Source organism: Planococcus sp. 11815, assembly GCF_051096385.1.
Lineage (GTDB): Bacteria > Bacillota > Bacilli > Bacillales_A > Planococcaceae > Planococcus > Planococcus citreus.
Genome location: NZ_CP096991.1, coordinates 2,882,239 through 2,907,797 on the forward strand (window position 1 = coordinate 2,882,239; position 25,559 = coordinate 2,907,797).

Genomic DNA, 25,559 nt, shown 5'->3' on the forward strand with positions numbered 1-25,559 from the left:
GCCACCCTTCTCTTTGAAGGCTGGCTTTGGCAATTGTGAATGGATTCCATCACCAGATGAAAACCGCGAAAAGGATGGCAATTGCCGTGATGACAACACTTGAAAAGCTGCCAATGAGCAATTGTTCACGCTGGGAAAACGCCCCTTTTTGAAATGCCAGAAAAGTGGTCGGTGAATGGATCGGCAAGATGGTGACGCCGCCGATGATCATGATCAATAAAAACGCCATTGGCAAAATCGGTAAGCCCAACATTTCTGCAAAACTGACGATGATCGGAAAAATGACAATCATCGATGTGGAAGGCACGACAAACAAAAAGCGCAATAGGAAAATGAGACAAGCGATAAAAATAATATTTACCCCCTGACCCATTCCTGCTGGCAGCAGTTGAATCAATTGGCTCGCCAAGACACCAGCCGTTCCGTTTTCTTCTATTAAATAGCCAAGTGAAAATGAGGCGCCGAGCAATAGGAAAGTTTCCCAGTCGTAATCCCGGACGAGCCGGTCATCGACAAGCCCATTCATCGGCAATGCATAATATGCGAGCAATAGGAAAGGCGCCACTATGAGTGGAATCTGTTCCTGATCGATGACGATCCAGCTGATGATCATAGCGAAAAATGGGATGATCACCCACCAGAAACGTTCCGGCAAGCGGGCTGCTGGAGAGAATTCCATCTGCTCCATCTGAAGCCCGGCACCGCTGCGGCGTTTGAAAAAGAACCAGACACCGAAACTGATCAATAGCAGCGACAGCCAAAGCGCAGGTGCGATGCGAACGAACCAGCCAAGCCAGGAGATTTGGATACCCCCAAAATCGCTCAGCAATTGAGCCGCAAGAATCGGGAATCCACCACCCGTGAAGACGATCATCGTCGAGTTCTGGTTCATCATGCCGATAACATAAAAGCTGAACTGGCGGAACAGGCTTCTCTTGCCGAGTGCGAAACGGTCGTTCACTTGCTCGATGATCGGCTCCAAAATCCGGAACCTGGCGACAGCTGAAGGCAGCAGGATCGGCAAAAAGACGATCAATAGCGGCAAGCCGACCAACAGCCGCTGGACTTTGCCTTTGCTCATTTTCAATAACACGCCGACAAAGACTTGATCGGCTCTCGCTTTCACTAGCACTTTGGAAATCAAAGTCAGTGCCAGGATAAAATAAAGCGCATCCGACAGAAAACCGGCAAAAGCCTGCTCCGGCTCTTCCGTTAAACGGAAAAGCAGCAGCAGGCCGAGCACCAGAAGACTCGAAGCGGCGAGCGGCATGGCGCTTACCGTCCACAAACCAATGGCGATGCCAAGCAATAGCAGCGTCAGTTTCTGGTCATCCGTATAAGCATCCAATAAACCGAACGCCCATAAAAGAGCAAAACCGGCGGCCAGCAGAAAAGCAAGAATACGCGGCACTAACTTAGAGTTTCTCACTTTTCCACCCCTTAACGTTGTTTATATGCCAGCCTATTGCTTCTCCATTTCAGGAATGCCGGAACCAATAGTGAAACGAGTGCAACCAAGAGCAAGGATAGCGGAAGCGGAGTATCGACAAAAATGCTCAAGCTGCCGTTAGAGATGGTCATGGATTGGCGGAAAGCCTGCTCCATCATGCCTCCAAGGATAAATGCCAAGATGAATGGCGGTGCTGGAAATGAAAAGATCCGCATCGCAAATCCTAATGCGCCGAATACCAGCAGCATATATAGGTCAAAGACATTGAAGCTGATTGAATAGACGCCGATCAAACTGAACATGATGACGAGGGAAATCAGCAAAGGACGTGGAATGCTCAAGATTTTTGCCAAATATGGAATCAACGGCAAGTTCAAGATCAACAGGAACACGTTCCCGAGATACATGGAAGCGATGATGCCCCAGAAGATTTCCGGGCGGTCGGTCATCAAGAGCGGTCCTGGCTGTACGCCGAGCACAAGGAATGCGCCCAACATGACAGCTGTCGTCCCTGAACCTGGAATCCCTAAGCTCAAAAGCGGGACGAACGCACCGCTTGTCGCGGCGTTATTGGAACTTTCCGGTGCTGCGAGCCCTTTGATAGACCCTTTACCGAACTCTTCAGGATTCTTAGCGATTCGTTTTTCAAAAATATAACTGATGAAAGAAGCGATTGTCGCTCCTGCACCTGGCAAGACGCCGAGCAAAAAGCCGACGAACGACTGGCGGCTGACTGGCCCGCTCATTTCCTTCAAGTCTGCCTTGGACAACTTCAAGCTGCCCAGTTTCTGGTCGTCGCTCAAGCTGCGGTTTTTGCGGTTCAGGATCAACATGCAGACTTCAGCGACCGCAAAGAGCCCAAGCGCGATGATCAAAAAGTCGAATCCGTCGAACAGGTTGACATTCCCGAAGGTAAAACGCTGCGTCCCTGTCTGCGGGTCGATACCGATCGTGACGACCATGAAGCCTGCGACGGCTGCGATCATCGCTTTGATCGTCGAGCCTTCAGAAAGACTGGAAATCGCGGTCAAGCCCATGAACATCAAGGCGAAATACGCTGGCGGCCCGAAAGAAATCGCTACGCTCGAGAGCGCCGGCGCGAGCAGCATCAAGAGGACAACCGAGACGGTTCCTCCGATGAATGAAGAAATCGCCGCAATGGCCAGCGCTTTGCCGGCCTTCCCTTGCTGGGCCATCGGATAGCCGTCGAATGCTGTAGCGACCGTTCCGGAAATTCCCGGGGCGTTCAACAGGATCGAAGAAGTCGACCCGCCGAATACAGCCCCGTAATAGACGCCCGCCATCATGACGAGTGCCGGTGCCGGGTCCATCCCGTATGTAATCGGAATCATGATCGCAATGGCGCTGATCGGGCCTAGCCCTGGCATCATCCCGATCAATGTACCGACGATAACGCCGATCAGTACGAACATGATCCCTTCTAGACTTAAGGCAACTTGAAAACCGGTCAATAGACCTTGAAATGCATCCATATGGAAACTCCCTCCTTAAAATGGCAAGATGCCGCGCGGCAAGACAATCCCCAACGCGAAAACGAAAATAGCATACATAACAATCGGGAACAGAAGAGAGACCAATATATTTGTCTTCCATGCTCTATAACCTAAAAACCACGAACAGAAGAAAATGAATAATGCCGTCGTGATGATAAAGCCGATCGCTTCAAACAATAGAATGTAGACGAAAATCATGGCAAATACCGCGGCAATGACCCCCAGTTCTTTTTTGGGGATATTGCGCTTCGCCTTTTCGGCATCCGTTTCCACTACACGGGAAAAGAACAGGAAGACGGACAGCACCAATAACAAGATGCCCAAGCCCTTCGGAATGACATCCGCATCGATCGGGGCATATTCGTAATTGGGCAATTGAAAACTTAAATATAAATAGACGGCCGCAACAATGAAAATCAGCAGCCCTAACTTCCGGTTTATGGTTGCAAGCAAACGAAACGCCTCCTTTTGACTGAAAAGAGAGAAACCGAATGCCAAAGATCCGGTTTCACTTGTTGATTTTTTACTTTTGAGCTGACCAGGCAGCTATATGTTCTTTTGCAAAAAGAATTTTATTGGCCTAATCCAATTTCCTCGAGCAATGCGGCAATTTCCTCTTTTTCGCCTTCGAGGAATTCGCTGTATTCTTCACTGCCCATGTACATTTCGTTCCAGCCGTACTTCTCGCGGACTTCCGCAAACTCTTCGGATTCACTCAATTCCTGGAATTTGGCTTCATAATAATCGACCGCTGCCTCATCCATGCCTGGAGGCCCGAAGAATCCACGCCAGTTGACGAAGCTCTCATCGATGCCCTGCTCAATCGCTGTCGGGAATTCGGAAAGCACTTCCCCTTCCATGCGTTCTTCTGCCGTCACACCCAGAACTTTGATATTGCCGGCACGCACTTGCTCAATCGTTTCGCCGACTCCTGTGGAGAAGACATCTACCGAGCCGTTCAGAACCGCTGTCAAAGCGCCGCCTTCTTGGTCAGAAACGTATTTGATCTTTGTCGGGTCCACGCCTGCCGCTTTGGCGATGCGCACAAATTGCATATGGTCCATGCTTCCCGGAGCGGAAGTACCGATAACGGTGATGCTTTCCGGATCGTCTTTCATTTGGTCGAATAGATCGTTCAAATCTTCAAATTCGCTATCTTCACGGACAGCGAACGCGCCGTAGTCTGCAATCATATTGGCAAGCGGCGTAAAGTCTTCATGGCCATGTTCCGATTGGCCATTGAGCGGCACGAACATCAGTGGCGGTGAAGCGACGAACATGCTGTGGGCGTCGCCTTCTTTTGCGTGGACATAAGCCCATCCGATTGCCCCGCCTCCGCCTTCACGGTTGATGACGGTCATATTTTCATCGATGATTCCCGTTTCGCCGAATACACGGGCAACTTCACGGGCTGTCGTATCCCAGCCGCCGCCTGACCCAGCCGGTGCTACCATTTCAATCCCTTTCGACGGTTCGAAGGTTCCGTCTTCTCCCGCTGTATTAGCCGTATCTTCGGATCCGCACCCGGCGAATGCTAAAGCGCTTACAGTCAAGACACTGGCAAAAATCGTTTTCTTCATTTTATTTCCCCCTCAGTTCAAGTAGTTTTCTTATGAGTTGAAGTATAACTGCGAATTTTCAGAATGTAACCGTTTGCAAAATAAGCTGTATAAAGGATTTTGTGAACATTTTGTTCATAAAGTTCACGATAAGTGTCCTGGTTTACTGATATTTCATTTATAGGAAACTACAGGGAATTATGCTAGAGTTTAGAGAGTAAACTTTAAGGAGGCCTACTATGAAACGCCTACCAGATGCAACTCCCGGCATGGCGGCCATTGCGCTCAGCATCATACTAGTTCTCAGCATCGGAAGCGCCATTATGGTACAAAGCTATTTTAGTTATGTAGAAGTGACCGAAGCAGCCGACCGATGCTATGAGTTGGGCGGATTTCCTGAAATCGAGAAAAGCGGTTGGCAAATGACTCATTTCGAATGCCACACCGACTGATTGCCGACAACGAAACGATAACGCAAAAAAGCAACTCCCCTAATTCAGGGAGTTGCTTTTTTTAGAACTCTAGAGAAGTGTGTCTGCCGGAACTTGTCACTCGCCTTCACTTCATTTAACAAAGTATTTCCGTTCCGGCCTGCCGACAATCCCGTATCCAAGCTCAGCGTAGCAATCATCCGTCGACACCAAATATTCCAGATAGCGCCTGGCGGTCGTGCGGGAAGCGCCCATCTCTTCGCCCATCTTCTCAGCCGTTACGCCTTCCTCGTATTGCTCCAATAATTTCTGCACTTTCTGCATCGTCAGCGGATCAATGCCTTTGACTGCTGGCGCTTCTTTTTTGACCGCCTTGACGCCAAACAGTTCATCCAAATACGCCTGGTCGATGGTTTCTTGGTTCGACAGCTTTTCCCTGTCTTTCCGGTATTTTTCGATAGTCGCCGTGAACTGGCTAAGTTCGGCAGGTTTTAAGATGATGCCTTTTACGCCTTTGCGCAGCGCCGTTTCGATATACTCCCGCTCGTTTGCTGCTGAGACGAGGATGATGTCGGTCTCCGGGCTTTCCTTTCTTAACTCATCGATCAACTCGATGCCGAGCCCGTCCGGCATGTAATTGTCCAATAACACCAAATCCGGCCGCTCTTGCTTGACCGCCGCCAGTGTCTCTGCGCAGTCTTTTGCTTTCGCCGCCAGTTCCACTTGCTTAATCTTTGCTAAAAACTTCTCGTGCACTTGCGCGACACGAAAATCATCTTCTGCAATCACTACCCGCAGCATTATGCCACCTCCATCGTTTTTTTCGGGATAAAGACGCTGAATACCGTCCCGTGCTGCGGCGTCGAATCCACTTCAATCCAGCCATCCAAGTCTTCAACCGCTTGTTTGACGATCGCCAAGCCATAGCCCCTATCCGCTTTTTCAAGTTTTGTGGAGAATCCTTGCGTGAAAAATTGGTCGAGGTTGCCGGTTTCGATTCCGCGCCCGCTGTCCTGGACTTCGATGACCAAGTCGTTGCCGATATCGGTAATGAAGAAAGACACTTCTTTCCTGTCGCTCGACTCGACTTCTTCAATGGCATTGTCGATCAAATTCCCGACAATGTGAATGACTTTGGAAATATCGACATGAGCAGGCAATTTGGCCAGTGAACTGTTTTCGTCCACAGACAGCTCGACTTTCGCTTCAGAAGCTTTCCCCATTTTACCGAGCAGAATTGCCTGAACTTTTTTGTCTTCGATATGATTCAGTGTATGCTTCGTCTGCTTTTCATGATGATGGGTCTCTTGCTGGATCAGCCGGACCGCTTCCTTGGTCTCTTCCAATTGTAGAAGACCGGATATGGCATACAGCTTATTGGCGTATTCATGTGTTTGCGCCCGCAGGCTTTCCGAGTATTGGCGGATTTCCGATAGGGTTTCCAGCACTTCCTGCACTTCCGTTTTTTCACGGAATGTCGAAACGGCGCCGACCATTTCCCCTTCTGCCCAAATCGGCTTTTGATTGACAATAAAAACGGTACCGCCAATGAGGATTTCTTTATTCTTCCATGAATTCCCTGTCGTCAAAGTTTCGCCCATCCTGAGTTCCGGCAATATGTCATCGGACGGTGTGTGGAGAAAACTTTGGTCCATGGCGAGCATCTTTTCTGCGGAACTGTTCAGTTCGGTGATGCGGCCGTCTTTATCGATGGCGATGACCCCTTCGATAATCGATGACAGCAAAGCTTCCCGGTCCTGATACAAACGGGCGATTTCACGGGGTTCGAGCCCCAGCGTATCTTTCCGGATATTCCTCGCGAGCAATATGCTGCCAAGTATCCCGATGACGAGCGTCAATAACGCCAATGACATCACGTCCATGATATTGCCGAAAATGATCGCTTCAATATCTTCGATCATATACCCTACTGACACCACACCGATGATCCGCCCGTCGCCATCATAGATCGGCGCTTTGCCGCGCAGGCTTCTGCCGAGCGAGCCGAATGCTTCGGACACATAGAGTTTGCCATCTTGGAGAGCGCGCTCATTATCACCCCCGACCATTCTTTTGCCGATTTTGTCGGGATCCGGATGCGAATATCGGATGCTCTCCCTATTGCCGATGACGATGAACTCTGCGCCCACTTGCTTGCGCAAATACTCGGCGATCGGTTGGATTTGCAGCGCCGGTTCCTCGTCATCCATCGCTTCGACAATCGTTGGCATGGCCGAAATGCCAATCGCCGTTTCCTGCGCCCGCTGGCCGATGTTCTCTTTGATTTCCGCAATTTCCTGATAGCTCAAAATCCCGCCGAACACCACTGTCGTCAACAGCACGAGCGAAGTCGTCAGCAGGATGATTTTGGTTTGCAGCGATAATTTCTTCATGGCACTCATCCCCTGTATAGACCGTTTTTCATTAAATGTAGTCTACCATATCCCGAAACGGCCGAAAGAAAAAATTCTTAGAATTCTCTAAAAACATCATTTTTCCAATAAAAAACCCTGTTCTCCAAAATGGAAAATCAGGGCTTCGCTTTATGCTCTTGTAATATCGGCTTCCAGTTCGACTGCGACATTTCCTTGGATAGCGCGCGTGATCATGCAGGAAGATTCCGCTTTTTCCGCGAGTTTGCGGGCCAGTTTGAATTCCTTCTCCCCTGCCTCGGCCGACAAGACGACTTTCGGGCGGTGGATGATTTTTTTATAAGTGATGACGCCATTTTCGACTTCCACGATTCCTTCCGAATCCATCGTCAGCGACTCTTTCGCAAGCTTGCTGCGCTCCATCATCGCGGCGAGCGTGATGATATAGCAGGTCGCTGCCGCACCTAGCAGCATTTCATCCGGATTCGTGCCGGCTCCAGGGCCGTCCATTTCAGGGGGGATCGAAATTTGCGTCTTCAGGTTCCCCGTTTCGATAGTCCCGACATCGTTTCTGTTGCCGGGCCAGTCTGCCGTTAAATGAAAACTATGCAAAGCCATTGCTGTTTCCTCCTCTTCTATTCCCAGTCTTCCATATCTTCGCTTCGCGGCATCGCTGTGATGGCTCCCGCCCGCGTTGCACAAAGCGCCCCCAGCTTATTGCCGAATCCAGCGCAAGCAATCAGTTCTTCCCGGTCTTCCGGCATGCCGTTCAAATGGACATGGCGGATGATGCCTGCCATGAATGCATCGCCGGCGCCCGTCGTATCTACAGGCTTGACCGGCACGACCGGTACATGGACCGTCTCGTCTTTGAATACCGCGTGCGTGCCATGCTCACCATCCGTGACGAAAACGACAGGAAGCCCGTAAGCCTTCAGGCGCTCGATTCCTGCTTCCAGCGAATCAGCTTCCATGAGGAATAATAATTCTTCGACGGTCAGTTTCAGGATATCCGCCTGCGGCAAAAAGCGCAGGACGGTCTGACGGCACAACTCTTCACTTTCCCAGCGCAGCGGCCGGATATTGACGTCATACGAACAAATTACGCCGTGAGACTTGGCCAATTCCAAAGCCTGGGCCGTCGTTTCACGCGCTTCCGGGTGAAACAGCGTCCCTGAGCAAAAATGGAACAGGCTCGCGGATTCGAACGCTTCTCCCGCCAACTCGCCAGCCTTCACTTGCAAATCAGGCGTTTCATTATCATAGGAAGCGAAGACGCGGTCGTTCGTTTCCGTTAAATGAATGTATACCCCACTGATGCGCTTTTCAGGATGTTTGATTGAATGTGACAAATCGACACCTTCCGCCCGCAGCGCCTGGCAGAAAAAGTCCGAAATCTCATCGTCGCCGGTGATCGTGATGAATGCCGACTGTACTCCGAGGCGGCTGACGCCGGCCGAGACGTTGACGGTGGCGCCTCCGAGATACAAATCGAATAGATCGTTGTTTTTGGTCGTTGCGATATAGTCGACAAACGCGTCGCCGTAAGTCAGGACGTGCCTGTTAGCTTCCATATTTCTCTCCCCTTCTCCAAAGAACCCTTAGCTGCAGCCTTATTCGCAGCAAGCTGTTGAAATTCACTTTCCCTATTATTTCAGCAGAAAACAGGCAGGGCAAGGAAAAAGCCTAAAAAGCGCGGTGCTACAATATTTTGCATAAAAAAACAGCCGAAGAAAATAGCTCTCCGGCTGGGTTCTCCTATTATTCAGCCATCCACTCCGGTTTTCCGAAGCCTTCGAATTGCTCATCGATGACCGTTTCAAATTCTTCCGACTCTACGATCTCGACCAAATCCGCCGCCAGTTCACTGTCTTCATTTTCTGCTGAAACGGCGACAACGTTACGGTACTGGTCAGGCATGTTTTCAAGTGCCAGTGCATCAAGAAGGTCCATGTCCGCTGCCAGTGCGAAGTTTCCTGGAACGGCTGCAAGGTCCGTGCCTTCAACCGCACGCGGCAATTGCCCTGCCTCAATCGGCTGGAATACCAGGTTCTTCGGATTTTCCGTTACATCGCGTTCAGACGCCTGAAGCACTTCCGCTTCCGGATCAAGCTCGACCAATCCCTCGTCCTGCAGCATCAATAATGCACGCGCACCGTTGACAGGATCGTTCGGAATCGCGATGGTGGCCCCGTCGGATACCGCATCCAGTGAATCGAATTCATTAGAGTAGATACCCATCGGCGCGGTCGGCACCGTAATCAATGCGCTCAAATCCATATCGTTTTCTGTTTCGAAGTTTTCTAGGTAAACCGTATGCTGGAACAAATTGGCGTCGATCTCGCCGTTGTTCAACGCATTATTGGGCTGGATATAATCGCTGAATTCAATCGTTTCGACGGTATAGCCTTTTTCTTCAAGCGCAGGCACGATCGCTTCGTTCAGCATGTCGCTATAAGGGCCGGCTGTCGCACCGAGCTTGATGTCTTTCGACGCTTCGCCGCCTTCTGTCGTTCCTGTATCCGCTTCTTCTCCACCGCATGCGGCTAGTGCAAGCGCGCTCGCTGCCAATATCCATGTGAGTTTCTTCATATCATTCTCCCCTTATCGTTTATCGAGTTTTTTGGCTGTAAAGTCGCCGGCCTGTTGAATCAATTGGACGAGCACGATCAAAATGACGACCGTGACAATCATGATCGTATTATCATAGCGGTAATAGCCGAAGCGGATCGCCAAATCGCCGATGCCGCCGCCACCGACGACGCCCGCCATCGCGGAATAGGCGATGAGGCTGATGACCGTCAACGTGATGCCTTGGATCAGGCTCGCTTTCGCTTCCGGCAAGAGCACATCTTTAATGATCATCCAAGGCGTCGCACCGACCGCAATCGCTGCTTCGATGACGCCTTTATCGATGTCACGCAGCGCCGTTTCCACAATGCGTGCGAAAAACGGAATCGCCGCTACCGACAAGGAAACACTCGCTGCGACAGGCCCGATTGTCGTGCCGGTAATCAATTGCGTCAGCGGGATGAGCGCGACGAGCAAAATGATGAACGGAATCGACCGGACGATATTGACGACAAATCCGATGACGGAATTGACCGGGCGATTTTCCCAGAACAAGCCGCGGTCTGTGATGAACAATAAAATGCCGAGCGGCAAACCGATGACAAGCGCAACGCCAAGCGAGATGCCGATCATGATCAAGGTCTGGTAAAACGCCACCTGGATTTCCGGCCATAACTCAATGATTCTTCCCCACTCAATTCCCATGGTCCATCACCTCCACAATCGCTTCACGCTGCTCCAGATAGTGAATCGCTTGACTCACTTCTGCTTGGCCGCCTTTTAGTTCCATGACAAAAATGCCGAGCGGCAATTCCTGGATGTATTCGATCGCCCCGTGCAGGAAATTCCCTTTGACCGGATAGCTTTGCAGCATATCGGAAATGATGCCATCCCCAGCGACTTCGCCTTTGAACAAGACTTTGACGATTGTGCCGTCACATTTCTCCAGGATTTCTTCCGGTACATTGAACGACACGACGCTCGAGATGAATTCCTTTGTCAAAGCGGTCTTTGGATCGGCGAAGATATCGTAAACACGCCCTTCTTCGATGACGCGACCGCCTTGCATGACCGCCATGCGGTCGCAAATTTCCTTGACGACGTTCATTTCATGCGTAATCAACACAATCGTGATATTAAGCTTGCGGTTGATGTCTTTCAATAAGCGCAAGATCGATAAAGTTGTATTCGGGTCGAGAGCGGATGTTGCTTCGTCGCATAACAGCACGGCCGGTTCATTCGCGAGTGCGCGGGCGATGCCGACGCGCTGCTTTTGCCCGCCGCTCAGCTGCGCCGGATAGACATTGCGCTTGTCCGACAAGCCGACCATTTCGAGCAGTTCATCGACGCGCGGGCCGATCTTCTTACTCGGGGTCCCTGCTGCGCGAAGGGCGAATGAAATATTCTCAGCTACCGTCTTTTGGCTGATCAAATAGAAATGCTGGAAGATCATGCCGATTTTGAGGCGCGCTTTCCGCAAGCCATCGCCGCGCAGCTTCGTTAAATCCTGGCCGCCGACTTTGACGGTGCCCGATGTTGGCCGCTCAAGCAAATTGATGCAGCGGATGAGGGAACTTTTTCCAGCGCCCGAATAGCCGACGATGCCGAAAATCTCACCGGTTTTCACTTCCAAAGTGACATCATCGACGCCTTTTACCGTGCCGTGCTTGGTTTGATAAGTTTTGCTCAGTTGTTCGATTTGAATCATGCTGTCCACTCCCCCAGGCAAATAAAAAATGCCTCTTTTATCAAAAGAGACATCGAAAATTAGAATTCCGACTTATCTTTCAGAATGAATTCCATTCTGCAGGACTTGGCACCTTCCCATTTAAATGGGGGTTGCCGGACGTCATAGGGCCTTACCCTCGGTCTCTCTTGATAAGCATGCGTATTTGGTTGTTTTCAATATTACCTGCACGGGCGACAGCTTGTCAATGTGATTTTTCAAACTTTTTGTACAATGGGACGCGGCGGTCATCGAATACCGGGATGCGGCCACGCACTTCATCTACTTCTGAAAGATCGATGTCGATATAGCCTATGCCTTGTTCTTGCCCCATATCCATCCGCACTTCCCCCCACGGAGCGATGACCATCGAATGGCCGCCGAACTCATTTTTCGGGTCGCTGCCGATCCGGTTCGCGGCGATGATGAAGCATTGATTCTCGATCGCACGCGCCTGCAATAGGATACGCCAATGATCTATGCGAGCTGCGGGCCATTCTGCAGGCACGAAGATCGCCTTCGCGCCGTTCAGCGCTTGCGCCCGAAGCCATTCCGGAAAGCGGATGTCGTAGCAGATAACACCGCCATAGGTCTCCCCGTCCAGCTCGAATGTGCCGAGCGACTCGCCTTCCTCAAGATGGATATGTTCGTCCATCAAGCCGAAGCGATGCGCTTTATCGTATTCCGAAACGAGCGCGCCTGTCCGGTCGACGACATACATCGTGTTATAGAAACCATCTTTTTTCTTTGTGGACACTGAGCCCCCGACGATATGGACGCTATGCTCTTTGCCGAATTTTTTCAGGAAATCGGCAGTTCGGCCATTGCTGTCCGCGAGTTCGCCCAGCTCTGTTAACGCATATCCGGTGTTCCACATTTCAGGCAGGACGATAAGCTCTGCACCGTTTTCTGCCGCTTCTTCCAAATAGTTTTCCACACGCTGAAAATTCGTTTCGGGATCTCCGAAAGCGATATCCATCTGCACACAAGCGATTTTCATGTTCTCTCCCCCTGTAGACAGTTTAGATTAAACTCTATAAGATTTGAGGTAGATGTGCAATTATTTAGAAAACGAGGAGGATTCCATGGACTTTTCAAATCGCTTACAAAATCTTCCCGATCAATTTTTCGCCGCGCTTGTCGCAAAAGTGTCAAAAGCGGCCGATGAAGGGCGGGATGTTATCAATCTTGGCCAGGGAAACCCGGATCAGCCGACACCGCCGCATATCGTCAAAGCATTGCAAGACGCAGTGGCGGACCCGAAAACACATCGCTACTCGCCGTTTCGTGGGCTCGGCACATTGCGCCAGGCTGCCGCGGATTTCTATAAGCGGGAATACGGTGTCGATATCGATCCGGACCTTGAAGTCGCTATTTTATCGGGCACAAAAATCGGCTTTGTCGAATTGCCGATCGCCCTTCTTAATCCGGGCGATTCACTCTTACTGCCCGATCCCGGCTATCCGGATTACCTGTCCGGCGCACCGCTTGCCGACATCGAACTCGATTTGATGAAGCTCGAGCAGGCAAATGGCTATTTGCCGAACTATGACGCAGTGTCAGGGTCCATTCTCAAACGCGCCAAACTGATGTATTTGAATTACCCGAACAACCCGACCGGCGCTACAGCCACTCAGGCTTTTTTTGATGAGACCGTGCAGTTCGCCAAAGAAAACGATCTTGCGGTAGTGCATGACTTCGCCTATGGCGGCATCGGTTTTGATGGTCAAAAACCGGTCAGCTTCCTGCAGTCAAAGGGGGCAAAAGAAGTCGGCATTGAAATGTATACTTTGTCGAAAACCTATAACATGGCCGGCTGGCGCATCGGTTTTGCAGTCGGCAATTCCAAGATGATCGAAGCCTTGAATTTGATTCAGGACCATTTGTTTGCCGGCATCTTCCCGGCTGTCCAGCTCGCCGCGGCTGAAGCACTCAGCGCCAGCCAAGCATGCGTCGAAGAATTGGTCGAACTGTACGAAAAAAGGCGTCAAGTGTTGGTCGATGAGTGCCGACGGATCGGATGGAACGTGGAAGCGCCAAAAGGTTCGTTCTTTGCCTGGCTGCCGGTTCCAGAAGGCTTCACGAGCGTTGAGTTCTCCGATTACCTGCTCGACCAAGCGGATATTGCTGTCGCTGCAGGAAGCGGCTTCGGCTCTGTCGGTGAAGGTTTTGTGCGTGTCGGCTTATTGGTCGACGAGCAGCGCATTAAAGAAGCGCTTGAACGCATCGAGAAATTGGGCATTTTCACTAAATAGGCAAATAAAAAAAGAAGGCATTGCGCCTTCTTTTTTATTTTGTATTAACGGCCATTTCCATGTCCCAATACAGGTCGGAACTGAAGCGGTCGTCTTGATGCACTTGGGCAGCCAGCACGTTCTCGCCGTCTTTCAGATGCGCCAAGGCCTCTTCATCCAAGTAGATGCGCTCGATTCGGTCTTCGCTCCCGAAATCCTCATCACTTACCGCTTCCTGGTAGTCCTCAAAACCGAACTCACCTGTCTCCGGCATATTGAAGCGCATGATTTCTTCTCCGTTCAAATACAGGATGACCGCATCGTCGACACCAAATTCCACATATCCGAGGTCGCCGATTTCTTCCACATCTTCCACTTCAAATGCTGCTCTGAAATACGTCAATGCGATTTTTTCGGTCTCATCACCGCCAAAGCCGACGAGCGTTTCCACTGGTCCCAATTCCGGGCGTTCTTCATCTTCCGGAAAGCCTAGCGGACCAGCGCCTTGCGCCCAATCACTGTCATCGAAATCGGCTTCAATCCAGTCTTTTTTCAGGTCGCTGCCATCGTCCAGATAACGCCACTCGCTGCCTGCTTCAAGCAGCTTGGTTTCTTCATGTGCCACCAATTCGAATTCAATCGCATTGCTTTTCCACACTTTATCGCCGTCTTTTACTTCTGCAAACACTTCCACTTTTCCAGGCTCCGCACCTTCTGCTGCCAGGACTTTCCCGTCTTTTATTTGGATGCCATCACTGCTCGTGCGGTACGTAACCGATTCAGGCGAAATATCGTATTGGCCGCCTTCGACGTTTTCTCCTTTCAGCTTCAATTCCGTTTCCGGATAGAAAGAATTCTCTTCCGTTGCCAGCACAGTGCTGTTCGCTTCCAGTTCCACTTTTTCAAGCGCAGGCACGACCGTTTCGATGGACGGATCTTTAATGATCTCATATTCATCGACCAGTTCTTCTGTATCCGTTCGGTAGGTCTCAAAGCGCAAACGCGTCGGCTCCACTTGGATATTCATATAAGTCGGCACGCCCCATTGTTCGCGTACCGCCGAATACGGTTCGCGTTCTGTCTGCATGCCGTAGAATTTACTCCCGCTCGCCGTGTTCCCTGTAATATAGACGGTGCCTTCCGGATTGACCGGCACCTCCCCTTGCATCATATGATTTTTCAGCGGCTGGAAATTTTCCATCTGGTACGTTCTCACATAGGAATGATCATGCCCCATCAACACCGCATCAAAACCGATTTTGTCAATCGTCGGCACGAGCTGATCGCGCAAGTTCAGCACCACTTCACTTTGCGAATGTGCAGCGGCACTATAGATTGAATGATGGAAAACGAGTATCTTCCATTTCCAGTCCCTATCGGCTGTCGCTTCAGCCGTTTCTTCCATAAATTGAATATGTTCTTCCGGATTCTGGCTATTGGAATTCAAATTCATGAACAAAGTATCCCCGTAGGAGAAATAATAATCACCACCGGAATTATCGTAATTGCCGAGTTCCCAGTTTTCATTCGGGACATTGAAATGATAGGCGTAATGATAGGTATCGTCATGGTTGCCGATGGTGGTCGCCGTTGGATAATTGCGCAGCGGTTCAGGCGCGAAATAAGCCGCATATTCTTTTTCGGAATAGCGGGCATCGACCTGATCGCCTGCGGACAGGATGAAACTTGAGTCGGGGCTGTTTCCAATTGCTTGCTGCAGGGTCTTGTCCCAGCCTCTTTGGTCTTCTGCGATATCGCCAGACGCGCCGATTTGCGGATCAGCAACCATCACAAATTCATATGATGAAGGATCCTTAGTCTTGAAATGAAAAGCTTGTGTCCAATTGCCACGCCCATCTCCTAAACGGTACATATAATCCGTTTCATTTTCGAGCTGGGTGATCACCGCTTCATGGGCAGAATAACCGTAAGTAGCGTTTTTCAACGATGCATCGACCGTTACCGCAGCGTTTTCCGGAAAATCCTCGGTCCCGGAAGAAACTTCTGCATATTGCACCTGGCCGGCACGGGTCGTGCTTGGTGAATACCATGAAAAGTTCATCTCCGACTCATCGCTCCCAGGCGCGAATGCGATATGGGAGGCAGGGTAGGAATCATCCGCTTCGCTATCCAAAAAGCCTTTGTCCATAAATAACAGCGAACTGGCAAGATGGGATTGAAAAGCCTGGCGCTGCCCTTCCATTAAATGCGCCGCCCCGATTTCCAGTACACCTTCTGCCGCTTCAGCTTGCCCCTCGCCCAGTTGGAAAGCCGCACCTCCCGCAATCAACGCTATAAGAAAATATCTTCCTGCACCCCGCCACATCGTCTTCATTTCCCCACCCCTTCGTAAACAATCCGATCTATTATTTTTCAAATATTCAGTAATTAGATTTTAGCATAATTCAATTGGACTAAAAAGAAATAAATTGTGAATATTTAGAACTATTTAAAAGGAATTGAAATTCTTTCTGAATATCCATAGCTACTCCATAAACAACGCTTCATCCATATAAAGAAAAGGAAATCATAGCCATACAAAAAAGCTTTTTCCGAAGAGCCCCTGCTCAGCGGAAAAAGCTTTTGCTAAACTTCTCATTCATTCCACGAACCCGAACTCCCTGAAAGGCGCAAAGCGGAATTTCACTTCACCGATCACGTCTTGTTTCTGGATAAATCCCAGCACGCGGGAATCCGTGCTATTGCTGCGATTGTCGCCGAGGACATAATAGCAATCCGGGGGAACTGAAAATTCGCTGGCCAATTGGGGCTGTGCCGTGAATTCGTCATTTCCGCCTCCATCCAGGTAGGGTTCGTCCAGCGGCTGTCCGTTCAGGATAATCTCCCCACCCGACATCTTTATATGGTCGCCCGGAACGCCGATGACCCGCTTGATGAAACGGCTGCCGTCCGGTGCAAAAAACACGATTGTATCGAAGTTGGTGATTGTGGTCGCTTTGTTCAGCACTAATTTATCGTTTTCGTAATAGCTTGGCTGCATCGATCCGCCTTCGACGATGACCGGCTCGAACAGGAACTGGCGGACCCCAAAGATGATCAATGCCGTCAGCAGCAGCACTTTCATCCATACAAGCATTTCTTTGACCGGATCTTCGTACACTGACTCTCCCCCGCCCCGCTTTTTTTCTATAGTTTACTATAGCGCCCCACGCCTTGCACTCGGAGATTTCTTGCTCGATAATGAAATAGGCGAGTTGAAAGAATTATCAGACATGAAGTTGATTTCTATCTTAATTTTAAAGGAGTGGAATTGATGAAAACATTACCTGCACAAGATGTCGTTTACGCTTTTTCCAATACACATGACCCGAGCCTGCGGATAGCGGCCGGCGATACCGTGAAAATCGATACTTTCGATTGCTTTAAAAACCAGCTCCAGTCGAGCGACCAGGAAGTCGCAGCAATCGACTGGGATCAAGTGAACCCTGCGACAGGGCCGATTTTCATTGAAGGAGCCGAGATCGGCGATGTCTTGAAAGTGGAGATCAAAGACCTTGAAATCGGCGAGCAAGGCGTCATGGTCACAGGGCCAAACCTCGGCGTGATGGGCCACCGGATGGAAAAGATGGAATCGAAAATCATTCCCATTCAAAATGGCAAAGCGGTATTCAACGAGCGTTTGCAGCTCCCGTTGAACCCGATGATTGGCGTCATCGGGGTTGCACCGGAAGGCGAGCCCGTTTCATGCGGCACACCGGGTGCACACGGCGGCAATATGGATACGAAACTGATCACAAAAGGCGCCACACTTTATTTCCCTGTGGCGGCTGAAGGCGCGCTGTTTGCACTTGGTGATTTCCATGCCGCGATGGGTGACGGGGAAATCAGCGTTTCCGGAATTGAAGTGCCCGGCAGCGCCACCGTCCAATTCGATGTCATCAAAGGCAACCGCCTGAAGCATCCCCTGCTCGAAAATGAAGAGGGCTTGGCGTTTCTTGTCTCGGCGATGACATTGGACGAAGCCGTTTCCACTGCGGTCGAAGAGATGATCGACCTGTTGCTGCCTCAATCCGATCTGTCCGTCAGCGAAATGACGATGCTTATGAGTGCAGCGGGTGAAACGCAGATCAGCCAAGTGGTCGACCCCCTTGTGACGGCCAGGTTCTTTGTTCCACGCCATGTGCTGCAAGGACTGGGCTTCCGTTTATTTGCGTAATATGGGAATTATAAGGAGATATGGGGCTATTTAGACGTCTGAATCGTCAGACTTTTGAGCGCCGAAAGATTTTATGTTACACTCAAGAAAAAATGTAGGTGATTAGAATGGTAGGAAGAAATGATCCGTGTCCATGTGGCAGCGGAAAGAAATATAAAAAATGTCACGGGAAACAACAGACAGTTTCCATCAATGATCTGGTGAACGAAGAGCTGTTCCAAGTCAGACAGCAATTCTTCTCGGAAAACCCGAACCGTGACCAACTGACGGATTTCCGCGAGCTCCAGCAGGAATGGCAGCCGCGCTTGATGAAATCGATGGCGGAAAACGATGCACAAGCATTCGTTATCGAAAACTTCCTGTTCATGCAGAAACCGGAACTATGGGAAAACTTCCTGTCTAAGCAGATCGAACAGACGCAGCGCCCAACAACGCAAGAAGTGTTGGAACAATGGCCCAACTTCCGTGTATTCCTCGGCCAATTGGTCTCAGGGGATACAGAAAAAGCGGAATTGAAAGACGCCTTTACCGGCGAAACTTACGTCATGGCAGACCAGCCGCCGACGGATATGGAAGAAAACCAAGGGCTTCTTGCGATTCTTCTGCCGGATGCGCGAGCAGGCGAACAAGGCATCCTGTTCTTGAACGGCTATTTGACGATCGTCGGCAAATTCGCCCCATTCTTTGAGCAGCTGCAAAAGCGCATTGAAGAAAAAGGCGCTTCCGCGAACGAAGACTATCTTCGCGAGCATTATCTCGAAGTGGTCGAACATATCGTCCAATACTCGACAGGCGCTGTTGAGGAAAGCATCGAGCTTTCCCCGGAGCACCAATCTGTCATGGACGAATTGAAAAAACACGTTGACGAAGCGGACTTCGATGAAGAAACCGTGACCAATGTGACAAGCATCCTCAACAGCTACCTGGTCAGCCAGCAGCCGACCGTCCAGAAACCCGAAGCACTCGTTGCCGGCTACTGGCGCTTCCTGCAGGACCATGAACTCATTCAAGGACCGATGCTTTCTGCAAAAGACTTGAGTGAAAAATTCGGCGTTTCGTCCAGCACGATCTTGAAACGCTCTAAAGAATTCGGTTCATATTTTGAAGAATTGCTTGCTAAAAAATAATTGAGAAAAGCACCGGAATGCCTCCGGTGCTTTTTTATTCGTCTTTTTTTCGCCTGAACGTGATCAGGATGTACAATAAAATTCCGGAAACTGCGAAAAACAAGTATACGCGCCAAAACGGTCCGCTCAGCCAAGTGGCCGATGCAAAACCAAGCCAATTGTTCAACACCGTCACAAGAAACAGCGCAATGCTCAGGAAAAATACTCCCATGCCCAAAAAGCGGAAAATATTGCGGACAGCTTCCATTTTTTCACCTCTCCTCTTAACTCTTACTCCTCCTATTCCCGAAATAAGCTGGTTTGAACAGAAAAAACGCACCGCTTCGTGACAGAGTTTGTTTTATGCCTGCTGATTTTTTCTTTCCTATGCCAAAGCTATCCACAAAATACCGTTTCACTGACCTGCTTGTGGGGAAAGCCCTTAATATATGCTGAAAAACAGCAGTTATGCACAATATTTATTAAAAAACCGTGAGTTATGTGGGTAAATGTCGAAATTTACAGTCGATTTTTATAAATAATGGACTTATCCACATGTTGATAAGTCCATCTTATCTTTTCATATTTCAAAAGGAGGAAGAGCTGAATGTTTGAAATCACTTGGGATAGTTTTATCCGTATTGTTACGGTAGGTGTTCTGGCGTATATTGGGCTATTGATTTTTTTAAGGACTTCAGGAAAGCGTACTTTGACGAAACTCAATGCGTTTGATTTGGTCGTCACTGTTGCTCTCGGTTCCACTTTGGCGACGATTCTGCTTAACAGCCAAATCAGCTTATGGGAAGGCTTGACTGCATTTGCCGTCCTGATCGGATTGCAGTATTTATTGACATTTACAGCTGTCCGCTTATCGTGGTTTAACGATTTGATCAAATCCGAACCGCGCCTTCTGTTTTTGGAAGGTGAATTTCTCCAACAAGCTATGCGCAAGGAACGAGTTAAGGATATTGAAATTATGCAGGCTGTGCGCAATTCAGGTGAAGGCGATCTGCAAAATGTCAAAGCTGTCATTCTCGAGACCGACGGCAGCATGTCGGTCATCACCAATCAAGCAGGCAGCGCGCTTGCCAATGTTAAAGAGAACACAAAAAAGGATCCCGTATAGGATCCTTTTTTTATCTGGGCGTCTTCGCGCGTTGCTTCCGATGTTCCCTGCGTGCAGGCGCTGATTCAAAAAACAGCTTCTCGCCTTCTGTCTCAGGATAGACCGGCGGCACCGGTGTCGGTTTTCCGTTCTCGCCGATTGCGACCAGCGTCAAAAATGACTCGGTCGTCAAACGTTCTTCGCCAGTTTCCAGATTCTTCGATTTGACGCGTACATACACTTCCATCGACGTTCTACCGGTTGATGTGACGTTCGCTTCCAATTCCAGGACATCGCCCACTTTTGCAGACGACAGGAAATCCACTGAGTCGATCGAAGCTGTCACGACGATATGGCGGCTCGCATGTTTCATGGCCGAGATGCCGGCAATTTCATCGATATAGGCAAGCACTTTCCCGCCGAAAATCGATTCCATGTGATTGGTGTCAGGCGGAAGCACCAGCTTTGTCTGTATCGTCCGTGATTCGCGCATAGGTTTCGCTTCCATGTATTCTCCTCCTCTTTCTTCCTTAAGGCTATTCCCGCTGCAGAAATTTTTCAATCCCCGATAATTTATTCCACTGAAAATAAAAACCAAAATTCCTCCTTATGGTAAAGTGGAAAAAAGGGGGAATCAAGTCCATGTCTGATCTTTTTCAAATTCTGAACACACCCGAATTCCAATTCAAGGATTCGCTGAAGCGGCAATTGCAGCAACTCGGGATAGCTGCGGGCGACCACCTAATGGTCCATTCCTCATTGAAGTCGATGGGCTGGATTGCCGGAGGCGCGCAAGCAGTCGTCGAAGCCTTGATGGAAGTCATCACTCCTGAAGGCACTCTCGTCATGCCTTCCCAGTCTGCCGATAATTCCGATCCTGTCTATTGGATGGCTCCACCGATTCCTGAGAATTGGCATCAGCCAACACGCGACCAAATGCCAGCTTATGATCCCCATCTGACGAATATGCGCGGAATGGGGAAAATACCGGAATGCCTGCACCGCCATCCGGCGACGATCCGAAGTCCCCATCCGACTCATTCATTCATCGCCTGGGGGCGTCTTGCCGCTGAGTGGATGGCTGAACAGCCGCTGGAAGATTCATTCGGTCCCGCCTCACCTCTTGGAAAAATGATGCCGCATCAAGTGAAGATCCTGCTGATCGGGACCGGATTCGATTCGTGCACTGCGCTTCATTACGCAGAATTCCTGCAGCCAGAACGTTCTACTTCCCCGCAAGGCGCAGCAATGTACGTCAACGGAGAGCGGCAATGGGCCACATACGATTGCGTCGATATGGATTCAGACCGCTTCCCAGACATCGCCAAAGACTTCCCTGGAACTATTACTGAAGGCGTTCTCGGACAGGCCGAAACCCAGCTCACTGAGATGCGCCCCCTTGTGGAGTTCGCTACCGATTGGCTCCAGCGAAATCCAGCGCCGCAAGAACAGCAGGAACAAAAAAATTAAACAAAATAGGCTGAAGCGGCAAGTTGCCTGCCGCTTCAGCCTATTTTTCTGTCGAAATGCACCCAGTTGGCACATTCAACTGATAACTTCACCCAATAAAACTTCCAAACGTTCATTGTCTTTATTAAAAGAGTCCACAAATGCGTTAATGATATGGGCAGGTTCTTCAATCTTCGCCCAATCCAACAGGTAGCCGGCATTCAATGCCAGCTGGCGGGCGAATTCACGGACTGCCCTGCCATTGCCTTCACGGAAAGGATGGAGCGCATTCAATTCGGCCAAATAATGGGCGAGTCGCTGAATAAAAACGTCTTTGCTCAACCCCTTCAGATAAGCCTCTTCAGCCAATTCATCAAAAAGCTGCTTCAGCTGGCTAGCCAAGTGCTTGGGATGAGCGAATGTCGAACTTCCTTTGGACGTCATTTCCTCGCGCAGCTTGCCGGCAAACGGGTAGACGTCCTGCAACAGGCAGCGGTGGATATCGAGGAACACATTGAGATCAGTTGGGTCTTTCGGCTTTTTTAATTGCAGTTCCGACAAGCGGTAAAGCGCGTAGACCGTTTCCAATTCCTTCAGCTTGTCTTCGTCCCGGATATCGAATGCATTCACCAGCACATCGGTTCCCGGGTAGCAATACATCGATGTATGCTGGTACTTAGACATCGAAGCGTGCTTTGATGGCCTGGTGGAATTGAGCTTCCGTCCGTTCTCCGGTCAGGACAGAGCGGACAAAATTCCGGTCTTCATGGGTCACATCAAACCCTTCCGTTACGAGAGAGTGTGCGGCGCAGGAAATCGCGTGATTTGCTTGTTCATGGGATACCCGGTTAGCTAAATTCGTCACATGGATGACCACCTTTCATTCTGCTATTATACCATTTTCGTGCTTGTTTTTCCACGATTCCCCCTCTTCAAAAATGCTTAAAATGGCTCTGTGAAAGCCTTTTTGCTTCTTTGATTCCTTCTGCTTTCCGGTGCCTACACAAAAAAATTCCCGGATGCCGAGCATCCGGGAATTCCTCTTATTATTGATTTTGCAGTTCTTCGTTTTCTTCTGCCGTGAAGACGCGTGAGCGGGTCAAGAATCGCTGTCCTTCTGCCCCTTCAAGCGAGAACATCCCGCCGCGCCCAGGCACGGCATCGATGATCAATTGCGTATGGCTCCAATAGTCAAACTGGCTCTTGTGCATATAAAACTCGCTGTCGCCGATGACACCCATCAATACGTCCTGATCGCCAACCATCAAATCACCTTTCGGATAGCACATAGGAGAACTGCCGTCGCAGCAGCCTCCCGATTGATGAAACATCAATGGCCCGTGCTTTTTCTTCAAGGTATTGATCAGCTCCAAGGCGGCGTCTGTGGCGATTACCCGTTCTGTCATGGCTAGCCCTTCTTTCTGATCAGAAGAATCCAAGCTTGTCTTCGCTGTAGCTGACGAGCATATTCTTCGTGTTTTGGTAATGGCTGAGCATCATCAAATGGTTTTCACGCCCGAACCCGGACATTTTATAACCGCCGAACGCTGCGTGTGCAGGATACTGGTGGTAACAGTTTGTCCATACACGGCCAGCTTGGATGCCGCGGCCGAAACGGTAAGCCGTATTCGTGTCGCGTGTCCAGATGCCTGCCCCAAGGCCGTAAAGCGTGTCGTTGGCGATTTCCATGGCTTCTTCTTTTGTCTTGAATGTAGCGACTGCGAGTACCGGTCCGAAAATCTCTTCCTGGAAAATACGCATTTTGTTGTCGCCTTTGAAGACCGTCGGCTGGATGTAGAAGCCTTCTGAAAGGTCGCCTTCCAAACGATTGCGGTCTCCGCCTGCCAGCACTTCTGCGCCTTCCTGCTTGCCGATTTCGAGATAGGATTGGATTTTCTCCAATTGCTCCGTGGAGGCCTGTGCCCCCATCATCGTCGCCGGATCCAGCGGGTTGCCGGTCTTGATTTCTTCCACGCGCTTGATGGCACGTTTCATGAATTCCTCATAAATGTCTTCTTGGATCAATGCACGGGATGGGCATGTACATACCTCGCCTTGGTTCAATGCGAACATGACGAAGCCCTCCACCGCTTTATCAAGGAATGCATCGTCCTGGTCCATGACATCCTTGAAGAAGATGTTCGGTGATTTTCCGCCCAGTTCGAGCGTCACCGGAATCAGGTTTTGCGACGCGTATTGCATGATCATGCGGCCAGTCGTCGTCTCACCGGTAAAAGCGATTTTGCTGATGCGCGGGCTCGATGCAAGCGGCTTGCCTGTTTCGATCCCGAATCCGTTGACGATATTCAGGACGCCTGGAGGCAGCAAGTCGCCGACCAATTCAGCCCACACCAGGATGCTGACTGGTGTTTGTTCAGCCGGCTTCAAGACGACGCAGTTTCCTGCTGCGAGTGCTGGAGCGAGTTTCCATACCGCCATGAGAAGCGGGAAGTTCCAAGGAATGATCTGGCCGACCACGCCTAGTGGCTCATGGAAGTGATAGGCGACTGTATCGTTATCGATTTGGCTGATGCCGCCTTCCTGCGCGCGAATCGCACCGGCAAAATAACGGAAATGGTCGATTGCGAGCGGCAAGTCGGCATTTAAGGTTTCACGGACCGCTTTCCCGTTATCCCACGTTTCAGCTACCGCCAGCATTTCCAAGTTCTCTTCCATGCGGTCCGCAATCTTCAAGAGGATGTTGCCGCGTTCAGTCGTGGATGTTTTCCCCCAGGCTTCTCTCGCAGCGTGTGCAGCGTCCAACGCCGACTCCACGTCTTCTGCACTTGAACGCGCCACTTTCGTAAACACTTTGCCGTTTACTGGCGATAGGTTTTCAAAATACTGGCCGTTTTTCGGCGCCTGCCAGGCACCGTTTATATAATTATCGTATTGCTCTTTGAAATTCACTTTTGAACCATCTGTGTTTGGAACTGCATATACCATTACTCCATCTCCCCTTTGCTTGTTTTGGCCCCGTTATGTATACGCTTTCAATTTTCGTTTGGCGCACCATTTATTTCAGGGCTCGCCTCTATATATTGTCAAATAAATCGGAAAATTGCAACTGTTAGCCTACAAATTTTTTTCTTATAAGGGTCATCTGGAGTATAATGGGACCAGACAGTGGAAATATACAACCGAAAGGATTTTTTTATGCGAATCAATAAATTCCTCAGTGAAACAGGCATCACTTCGCGGCGCGGGGCGGATAAATTCATCGAAGCCGGACGCGTCGAGATTAACGGCCAAAAAGCGGAGCTCGGCAGCAAAGTCGAGCACGAAGACGAAGTGCGTGTCGACGGCAAAGTGATCCAGCAGCCGAAGCGCGCCTATGTTTATTTGGCGCTCAATAAACCGGTCGGCATCACTAGCACGACCGAACGCCATATCGAAGGCAATATCGTCGACTTCATCAACCATCCTGAACGCATCTTCCACGTAGGGAGGCTCGATAAAGATTCAGAAGGGCTCATCCTCATGACCAATGACGGTGATATCGTCAATGAAATCCTCCGGGCTGAACACGAACATGAAAAGGAATACATCGTGACGGTCGATAAACCGGTCACTGATGAATTCTTGGAGAAGATGGAAAGCGGCGTCGAGATTCTCGACACGGTGACGCTTCCCGCCAAAGCCGAACGGATCGCCAAGCACGTATTCAAACTGACCTTACAGCAAGGGCTCAACCGGCAGATCCGGCGCATGTGTTCAGCGCTCGGCTACGATGTGAAACGCCTGCAGCGCATCCGTATCATGAACATCCGCCTCGGCAATTTGAAGGCCGGTGAATGGCGCGACCTGACAGAAGAAGAGAAACAGGAATTGTTCCGCCAGCTTGATTATCAACCGAAACGCTAAG

At 50.1% G+C, this 25,559-nt stretch carries 27 protein-coding genes and 1 riboswitch; of the genes, 7 read left to right on the forward strand and 20 right to left on the reverse strand.

The features are described 5' to 3' along the window. Window positions 1–49 precede the first annotated feature (49 nt). The 4 genes from M1Q06_RS14490 to M1Q06_RS14505 all read right to left on the reverse strand — a co-directional run bounded on the left by M1Q06_RS14490 (window position 50) and on the right by M1Q06_RS14505 (window position 4,544). A complete protein-coding gene (locus M1Q06_RS14490) occupies window positions 50–1,429 on the reverse strand; it encodes an SLC13 family permease (RefSeq protein ID WP_434400249.1) in 1,380 nt (459 codons plus the stop codon). A gap of 11 nt (window positions 1,430–1,440) precedes the next feature. Continuing rightward, on the reverse strand, window positions 1,441–2,943 hold the full coding sequence (locus tag M1Q06_RS14495; RefSeq protein ID WP_434400251.1) for a tripartite tricarboxylate transporter permease: 1,503 nt from the start codon (window positions 2,941–2,943) through the stop codon (window positions 1,441–1,443). Between the two features lie 15 nt (window positions 2,944–2,958). Further along, window positions 2,959–3,417, reverse strand: a complete 459-nt coding sequence (locus M1Q06_RS14500) for a tripartite tricarboxylate transporter TctB family protein (RefSeq protein WP_434400253.1) — start codon at window positions 3,415–3,417, stop codon at window positions 2,959–2,961. 119 nt (window positions 3,418–3,536) lie between these two features. Further along, the gene (locus M1Q06_RS14505; protein ID WP_058382743.1) at window positions 3,537–4,544 is read right to left on the reverse strand and encodes a tripartite tricarboxylate transporter substrate binding protein; all 1,008 of its coding nucleotides are present in this window, start codon (window positions 4,542–4,544) and stop codon (window positions 3,537–3,539) included. A gap of 218 nt (window positions 4,545–4,762) precedes the next feature. On the opposite strand from M1Q06_RS14505, the gene M1Q06_RS14510 reads away from it, so the two are divergent. Further along, window positions 4,763–4,975 carry a hypothetical protein gene (locus M1Q06_RS14510; protein ID WP_434400255.1) on the forward strand — a complete coding sequence of 71 codons (213 nt, stop codon included), beginning with the start codon at window positions 4,763–4,765 and terminating at the stop codon, window positions 4,973–4,975. Window positions 4,976–5,086: 111 nt separating this feature from the next. On the opposite strand, the gene M1Q06_RS14515 is transcribed toward M1Q06_RS14510, so the two are convergent. From M1Q06_RS14515 to M1Q06_RS14550, 8 genes are all read right to left on the reverse strand, one after another. Next, entirely contained in the window at window positions 5,087–5,755 is a 669-nt protein-coding gene (locus tag M1Q06_RS14515) for a response regulator (protein ID WP_434400257.1), read from the reverse strand. After that, window positions 5,755–7,347 carry an ATP-binding protein gene (locus tag M1Q06_RS14520; RefSeq protein ID WP_434400259.1) on the reverse strand — a complete coding sequence of 531 codons (1,593 nt, stop codon included), beginning with the start codon at window positions 7,345–7,347 and terminating at the stop codon, window positions 5,755–5,757. The genes M1Q06_RS14515 and M1Q06_RS14520 overlap by 1 nt, the downstream gene beginning before the upstream one ends. Window positions 7,348–7,497: 150 nt before the next feature. Next, window positions 7,498–7,944 (reverse strand): OsmC family protein, encoded by a 447-nt coding sequence (locus M1Q06_RS14525; protein WP_434400261.1) that lies wholly within the window; start codon window positions 7,942–7,944, stop codon window positions 7,498–7,500. 17 nt (window positions 7,945–7,961) lie between these two features. Then, window positions 7,962–8,900, reverse strand: coding sequence for a carbohydrate kinase family protein (locus tag M1Q06_RS14530; RefSeq protein WP_434400263.1), 939 nt, complete (start codon window positions 8,898–8,900; stop codon window positions 7,962–7,964). Between the two features lie 187 nt (window positions 8,901–9,087). Continuing rightward, the gene (locus tag M1Q06_RS14535) at window positions 9,088–9,918 is read right to left on the reverse strand and encodes a MetQ/NlpA family ABC transporter substrate-binding protein (RefSeq protein WP_121298723.1); all 831 of its coding nucleotides are present in this window, start codon (window positions 9,916–9,918) and stop codon (window positions 9,088–9,090) included. Window positions 9,919–9,930: 12 nt separating this feature from the next. Continuing rightward, window positions 9,931–10,602: a methionine ABC transporter permease gene (locus tag M1Q06_RS14540; protein WP_101191632.1), complete on the reverse strand. Its 672-nt coding sequence runs from the start codon at window positions 10,600–10,602 to the stop codon at window positions 9,931–9,933. Next, window positions 10,592–11,605: a methionine ABC transporter ATP-binding protein gene (locus M1Q06_RS14545; RefSeq protein ID WP_434400266.1), complete on the reverse strand. Its 1,014-nt coding sequence runs from the start codon at window positions 11,603–11,605 to the stop codon at window positions 10,592–10,594. Before M1Q06_RS14545 ends, M1Q06_RS14540 begins: the two co-directional genes overlap by 11 nt. A gap of 69 nt (window positions 11,606–11,674) precedes the next feature. Next, window positions 11,675–11,782: riboswitch (SAM riboswitch) on the reverse strand. A 46-nt stretch (window positions 11,783–11,828) separates the two neighbouring features. After that, window positions 11,829–12,623 (reverse strand): carbon-nitrogen family hydrolase, encoded by a 795-nt coding sequence (locus M1Q06_RS14550; protein ID WP_434400268.1) that lies wholly within the window; start codon window positions 12,621–12,623, stop codon window positions 11,829–11,831. 85 nt (window positions 12,624–12,708) lie between these two features. Between M1Q06_RS14550 and M1Q06_RS14555 the strand changes: the two genes are divergently transcribed. Continuing rightward, window positions 12,709–13,878: a pyridoxal phosphate-dependent aminotransferase gene (locus M1Q06_RS14555; protein ID WP_434400270.1), complete on the forward strand. Its 1,170-nt coding sequence runs from the start codon at window positions 12,709–12,711 to the stop codon at window positions 13,876–13,878. Between the two features lie 34 nt (window positions 13,879–13,912). Here the strand turns inward: M1Q06_RS14555 and M1Q06_RS14560 are convergent, their stop codons facing one another. Next, window positions 13,913–16,192: a fibronectin type III domain-containing protein gene (locus M1Q06_RS14560; protein WP_434400272.1), complete on the reverse strand. Its 2,280-nt coding sequence runs from the start codon at window positions 16,190–16,192 to the stop codon at window positions 13,913–13,915. Window positions 16,193–16,456: 264 nt separating this feature from the next. Further along, window positions 16,457–16,978, reverse strand: a complete 522-nt coding sequence (gene lepB / locus M1Q06_RS14565; protein WP_434400274.1) for a signal peptidase I — start codon at window positions 16,976–16,978, stop codon at window positions 16,457–16,459. A 153-nt stretch (window positions 16,979–17,131) separates the two neighbouring features. On the opposite strand from lepB, the gene M1Q06_RS14570 reads away from it, so the two are divergent. Then, complete coding sequence (locus M1Q06_RS14570; protein ID WP_434400276.1) at window positions 17,132–18,034, forward strand: acetamidase/formamidase family protein; 903 nt, start codon at window positions 17,132–17,134, stop codon at window positions 18,032–18,034. Window positions 18,035–18,141: 107 nt separating this feature from the next. Continuing rightward, window positions 18,142–19,161: an SEC-C metal-binding domain-containing protein gene (locus tag M1Q06_RS14575; protein ID WP_434400278.1), complete on the forward strand. Its 1,020-nt coding sequence runs from the start codon at window positions 18,142–18,144 to the stop codon at window positions 19,159–19,161. 34 nt (window positions 19,162–19,195) lie between these two features. Here the strand turns inward: M1Q06_RS14575 and M1Q06_RS14580 are convergent, their stop codons facing one another. Continuing rightward, window positions 19,196–19,408: a hypothetical protein gene (locus M1Q06_RS14580; RefSeq protein ID WP_121298738.1), complete on the reverse strand. Its 213-nt coding sequence runs from the start codon at window positions 19,406–19,408 to the stop codon at window positions 19,196–19,198. Window positions 19,409–19,747: 339 nt separating this feature from the next. On the opposite strand from M1Q06_RS14580, the gene M1Q06_RS14585 reads away from it, so the two are divergent. Then, complete coding sequence (locus M1Q06_RS14585) at window positions 19,748–20,266, forward strand: DUF421 domain-containing protein (RefSeq protein WP_372869818.1); 519 nt, start codon at window positions 19,748–19,750, stop codon at window positions 20,264–20,266. Window positions 20,267–20,276: 10 nt separating this feature from the next. Here the strand turns inward: M1Q06_RS14585 and M1Q06_RS14590 are convergent, their stop codons facing one another. After that, window positions 20,277–20,753, reverse strand: a complete 477-nt coding sequence (locus M1Q06_RS14590; RefSeq protein WP_121298742.1) for an acyl-CoA thioesterase — start codon at window positions 20,751–20,753, stop codon at window positions 20,277–20,279. Window positions 20,754–20,887: 134 nt separating this feature from the next. Between M1Q06_RS14590 and M1Q06_RS14595 the strand changes: the two genes are divergently transcribed. Next, entirely contained in the window at window positions 20,888–21,715 is an 828-nt protein-coding gene (locus tag M1Q06_RS14595; protein ID WP_434400282.1) for an aminoglycoside N(3)-acetyltransferase, read from the forward strand. Between the two features lie 75 nt (window positions 21,716–21,790). Here the strand turns inward: M1Q06_RS14595 and M1Q06_RS14600 are convergent, their stop codons facing one another. The 4 genes from M1Q06_RS14600 to adh all read right to left on the reverse strand — a co-directional run bounded on the left by M1Q06_RS14600 (window position 21,791) and on the right by adh (window position 24,640). Beyond that, the gene (locus M1Q06_RS14600) at window positions 21,791–22,378 is read right to left on the reverse strand and encodes a Fic/DOC family protein (RefSeq protein ID WP_434400284.1); all 588 of its coding nucleotides are present in this window, start codon (window positions 22,376–22,378) and stop codon (window positions 21,791–21,793) included. Then, window positions 22,371–22,559 carry a hypothetical protein gene (locus tag M1Q06_RS14605; RefSeq protein WP_058382723.1) on the reverse strand — a complete coding sequence of 63 codons (189 nt, stop codon included), beginning with the start codon at window positions 22,557–22,559 and terminating at the stop codon, window positions 22,371–22,373. The genes M1Q06_RS14600 and M1Q06_RS14605 overlap by 8 nt, the downstream gene beginning before the upstream one ends. A gap of 181 nt (window positions 22,560–22,740) precedes the next feature. Then, window positions 22,741–23,100 carry a DUF779 domain-containing protein gene (locus M1Q06_RS14610; RefSeq protein WP_434400286.1) on the reverse strand — a complete coding sequence of 120 codons (360 nt, stop codon included), beginning with the start codon at window positions 23,098–23,100 and terminating at the stop codon, window positions 22,741–22,743. A gap of 19 nt (window positions 23,101–23,119) precedes the next feature. Continuing rightward, on the reverse strand, window positions 23,120–24,640 hold the full coding sequence (gene adh / locus M1Q06_RS14615) for an aldehyde dehydrogenase (RefSeq protein ID WP_121298750.1): 1,521 nt from the start codon (window positions 24,638–24,640) through the stop codon (window positions 23,120–23,122). 210 nt (window positions 24,641–24,850) lie between these two features. On the opposite strand from adh, the gene rluF reads away from it, so the two are divergent. Continuing rightward, window positions 24,851–25,558, forward strand: a complete 708-nt coding sequence (gene rluF / locus M1Q06_RS14620) for a 23S rRNA pseudouridine(2604) synthase RluF (RefSeq protein WP_434400289.1) — start codon at window positions 24,851–24,853, stop codon at window positions 25,556–25,558. Window position 25,559: the final 1 nt, after the last annotated feature.

What these genes read in the sequence shown, in the direction of transcription:
- M1Q06_RS14535 (WP_121298723.1), bottom strand. Translation starts at nt 9,918, where the DNA reads ATGAAGAAACTCACATGGATATTGGCAGCGAGCGCGCTTGCACTAGCC.
- M1Q06_RS14560 (WP_434400272.1), bottom strand. Translation starts at nt 16,192, where the DNA reads ATGAAGACGATGTGGCGGGGTGCAGGAAGATATTTTCTTATAGCGTTG.
- M1Q06_RS14575 (WP_434400278.1), top strand. Translation starts at nt 18,142, where the DNA reads ATGGTAGGAAGAAATGATCCGTGTCCATGTGGCAGCGGAAAGAAATAT.
- M1Q06_RS14550 (WP_434400268.1), bottom strand. Translation starts at nt 12,623, where the DNA reads ATGAAAATCGCTTGTGTGCAGATGGATATCGCTTTCGGAGATCCCGAA.
- M1Q06_RS14545 (WP_434400266.1), bottom strand. Translation starts at nt 11,605, where the DNA reads ATGATTCAAATCGAACAACTGAGCAAAACTTATCAAACCAAGCACGGC.
- M1Q06_RS14610 (WP_434400286.1), bottom strand. Translation starts at nt 23,100, where the DNA reads ATGACAGAACGGGTAATCGCCACAGACGCCGCCTTGGAGCTGATCAAT.
- M1Q06_RS14495 (WP_434400251.1), bottom strand. Translation starts at nt 2,943, where the DNA reads ATGGATGCATTTCAAGGTCTATTGACCGGTTTTCAAGTTGCCTTAAGT.
- M1Q06_RS14525 (WP_434400261.1), bottom strand. Translation starts at nt 7,944, where the DNA reads ATGGCTTTGCATAGTTTTCATTTAACGGCAGACTGGCCCGGCAACAGA.
- M1Q06_RS14540 (WP_101191632.1), bottom strand. Translation starts at nt 10,602, where the DNA reads ATGGGAATTGAGTGGGGAAGAATCATTGAGTTATGGCCGGAAATCCAG.
- M1Q06_RS14580 (WP_121298738.1), bottom strand. Translation starts at nt 19,408, where the DNA reads ATGGAAGCTGTCCGCAATATTTTCCGCTTTTTGGGCATGGGAGTATTT.
- M1Q06_RS14570 (WP_434400276.1), top strand. Translation starts at nt 17,132, where the DNA reads ATGAAAACATTACCTGCACAAGATGTCGTTTACGCTTTTTCCAATACA.
- M1Q06_RS14515 (WP_434400257.1), bottom strand. Translation starts at nt 5,755, where the DNA reads ATGCTGCGGGTAGTGATTGCAGAAGATGATTTTCGTGTCGCGCAAGTG.
- adh (WP_121298750.1), bottom strand. Translation starts at nt 24,640, where the DNA reads ATGGTATATGCAGTTCCAAACACAGATGGTTCAAAAGTGAATTTCAAA.
- M1Q06_RS14510 (WP_434400255.1), top strand. Translation starts at nt 4,763, where the DNA reads ATGAAACGCCTACCAGATGCAACTCCCGGCATGGCGGCCATTGCGCTC.
- M1Q06_RS14530 (WP_434400263.1), bottom strand. Translation starts at nt 8,900, where the DNA reads ATGGAAGCTAACAGGCACGTCCTGACTTACGGCGACGCGTTTGTCGAC.
- M1Q06_RS14585 (WP_372869818.1), top strand. Translation starts at nt 19,748, where the DNA reads ATGTTTGAAATCACTTGGGATAGTTTTATCCGTATTGTTACGGTAGGT.
- M1Q06_RS14590 (WP_121298742.1), bottom strand. Translation starts at nt 20,753, where the DNA reads ATGGAAGCGAAACCTATGCGCGAATCACGGACGATACAGACAAAGCTG.
- rluF (WP_434400289.1), top strand. Translation starts at nt 24,851, where the DNA reads ATGCGAATCAATAAATTCCTCAGTGAAACAGGCATCACTTCGCGGCGC.
- M1Q06_RS14520 (WP_434400259.1), bottom strand. Translation starts at nt 7,347, where the DNA reads ATGAAGAAATTATCGCTGCAAACCAAAATCATCCTGCTGACGACTTCG.
- M1Q06_RS14600 (WP_434400284.1), bottom strand. Translation starts at nt 22,378, where the DNA reads ATGTCTAAGTACCAGCATACATCGATGTATTGCTACCCGGGAACCGAT.
- M1Q06_RS14505 (WP_058382743.1), bottom strand. Translation starts at nt 4,544, where the DNA reads ATGAAGAAAACGATTTTTGCCAGTGTCTTGACTGTAAGCGCTTTAGCA.
- M1Q06_RS14555 (WP_434400270.1), top strand. Translation starts at nt 12,709, where the DNA reads ATGGACTTTTCAAATCGCTTACAAAATCTTCCCGATCAATTTTTCGCC.
- M1Q06_RS14595 (WP_434400282.1), top strand. Translation starts at nt 20,888, where the DNA reads ATGTCTGATCTTTTTCAAATTCTGAACACACCCGAATTCCAATTCAAG.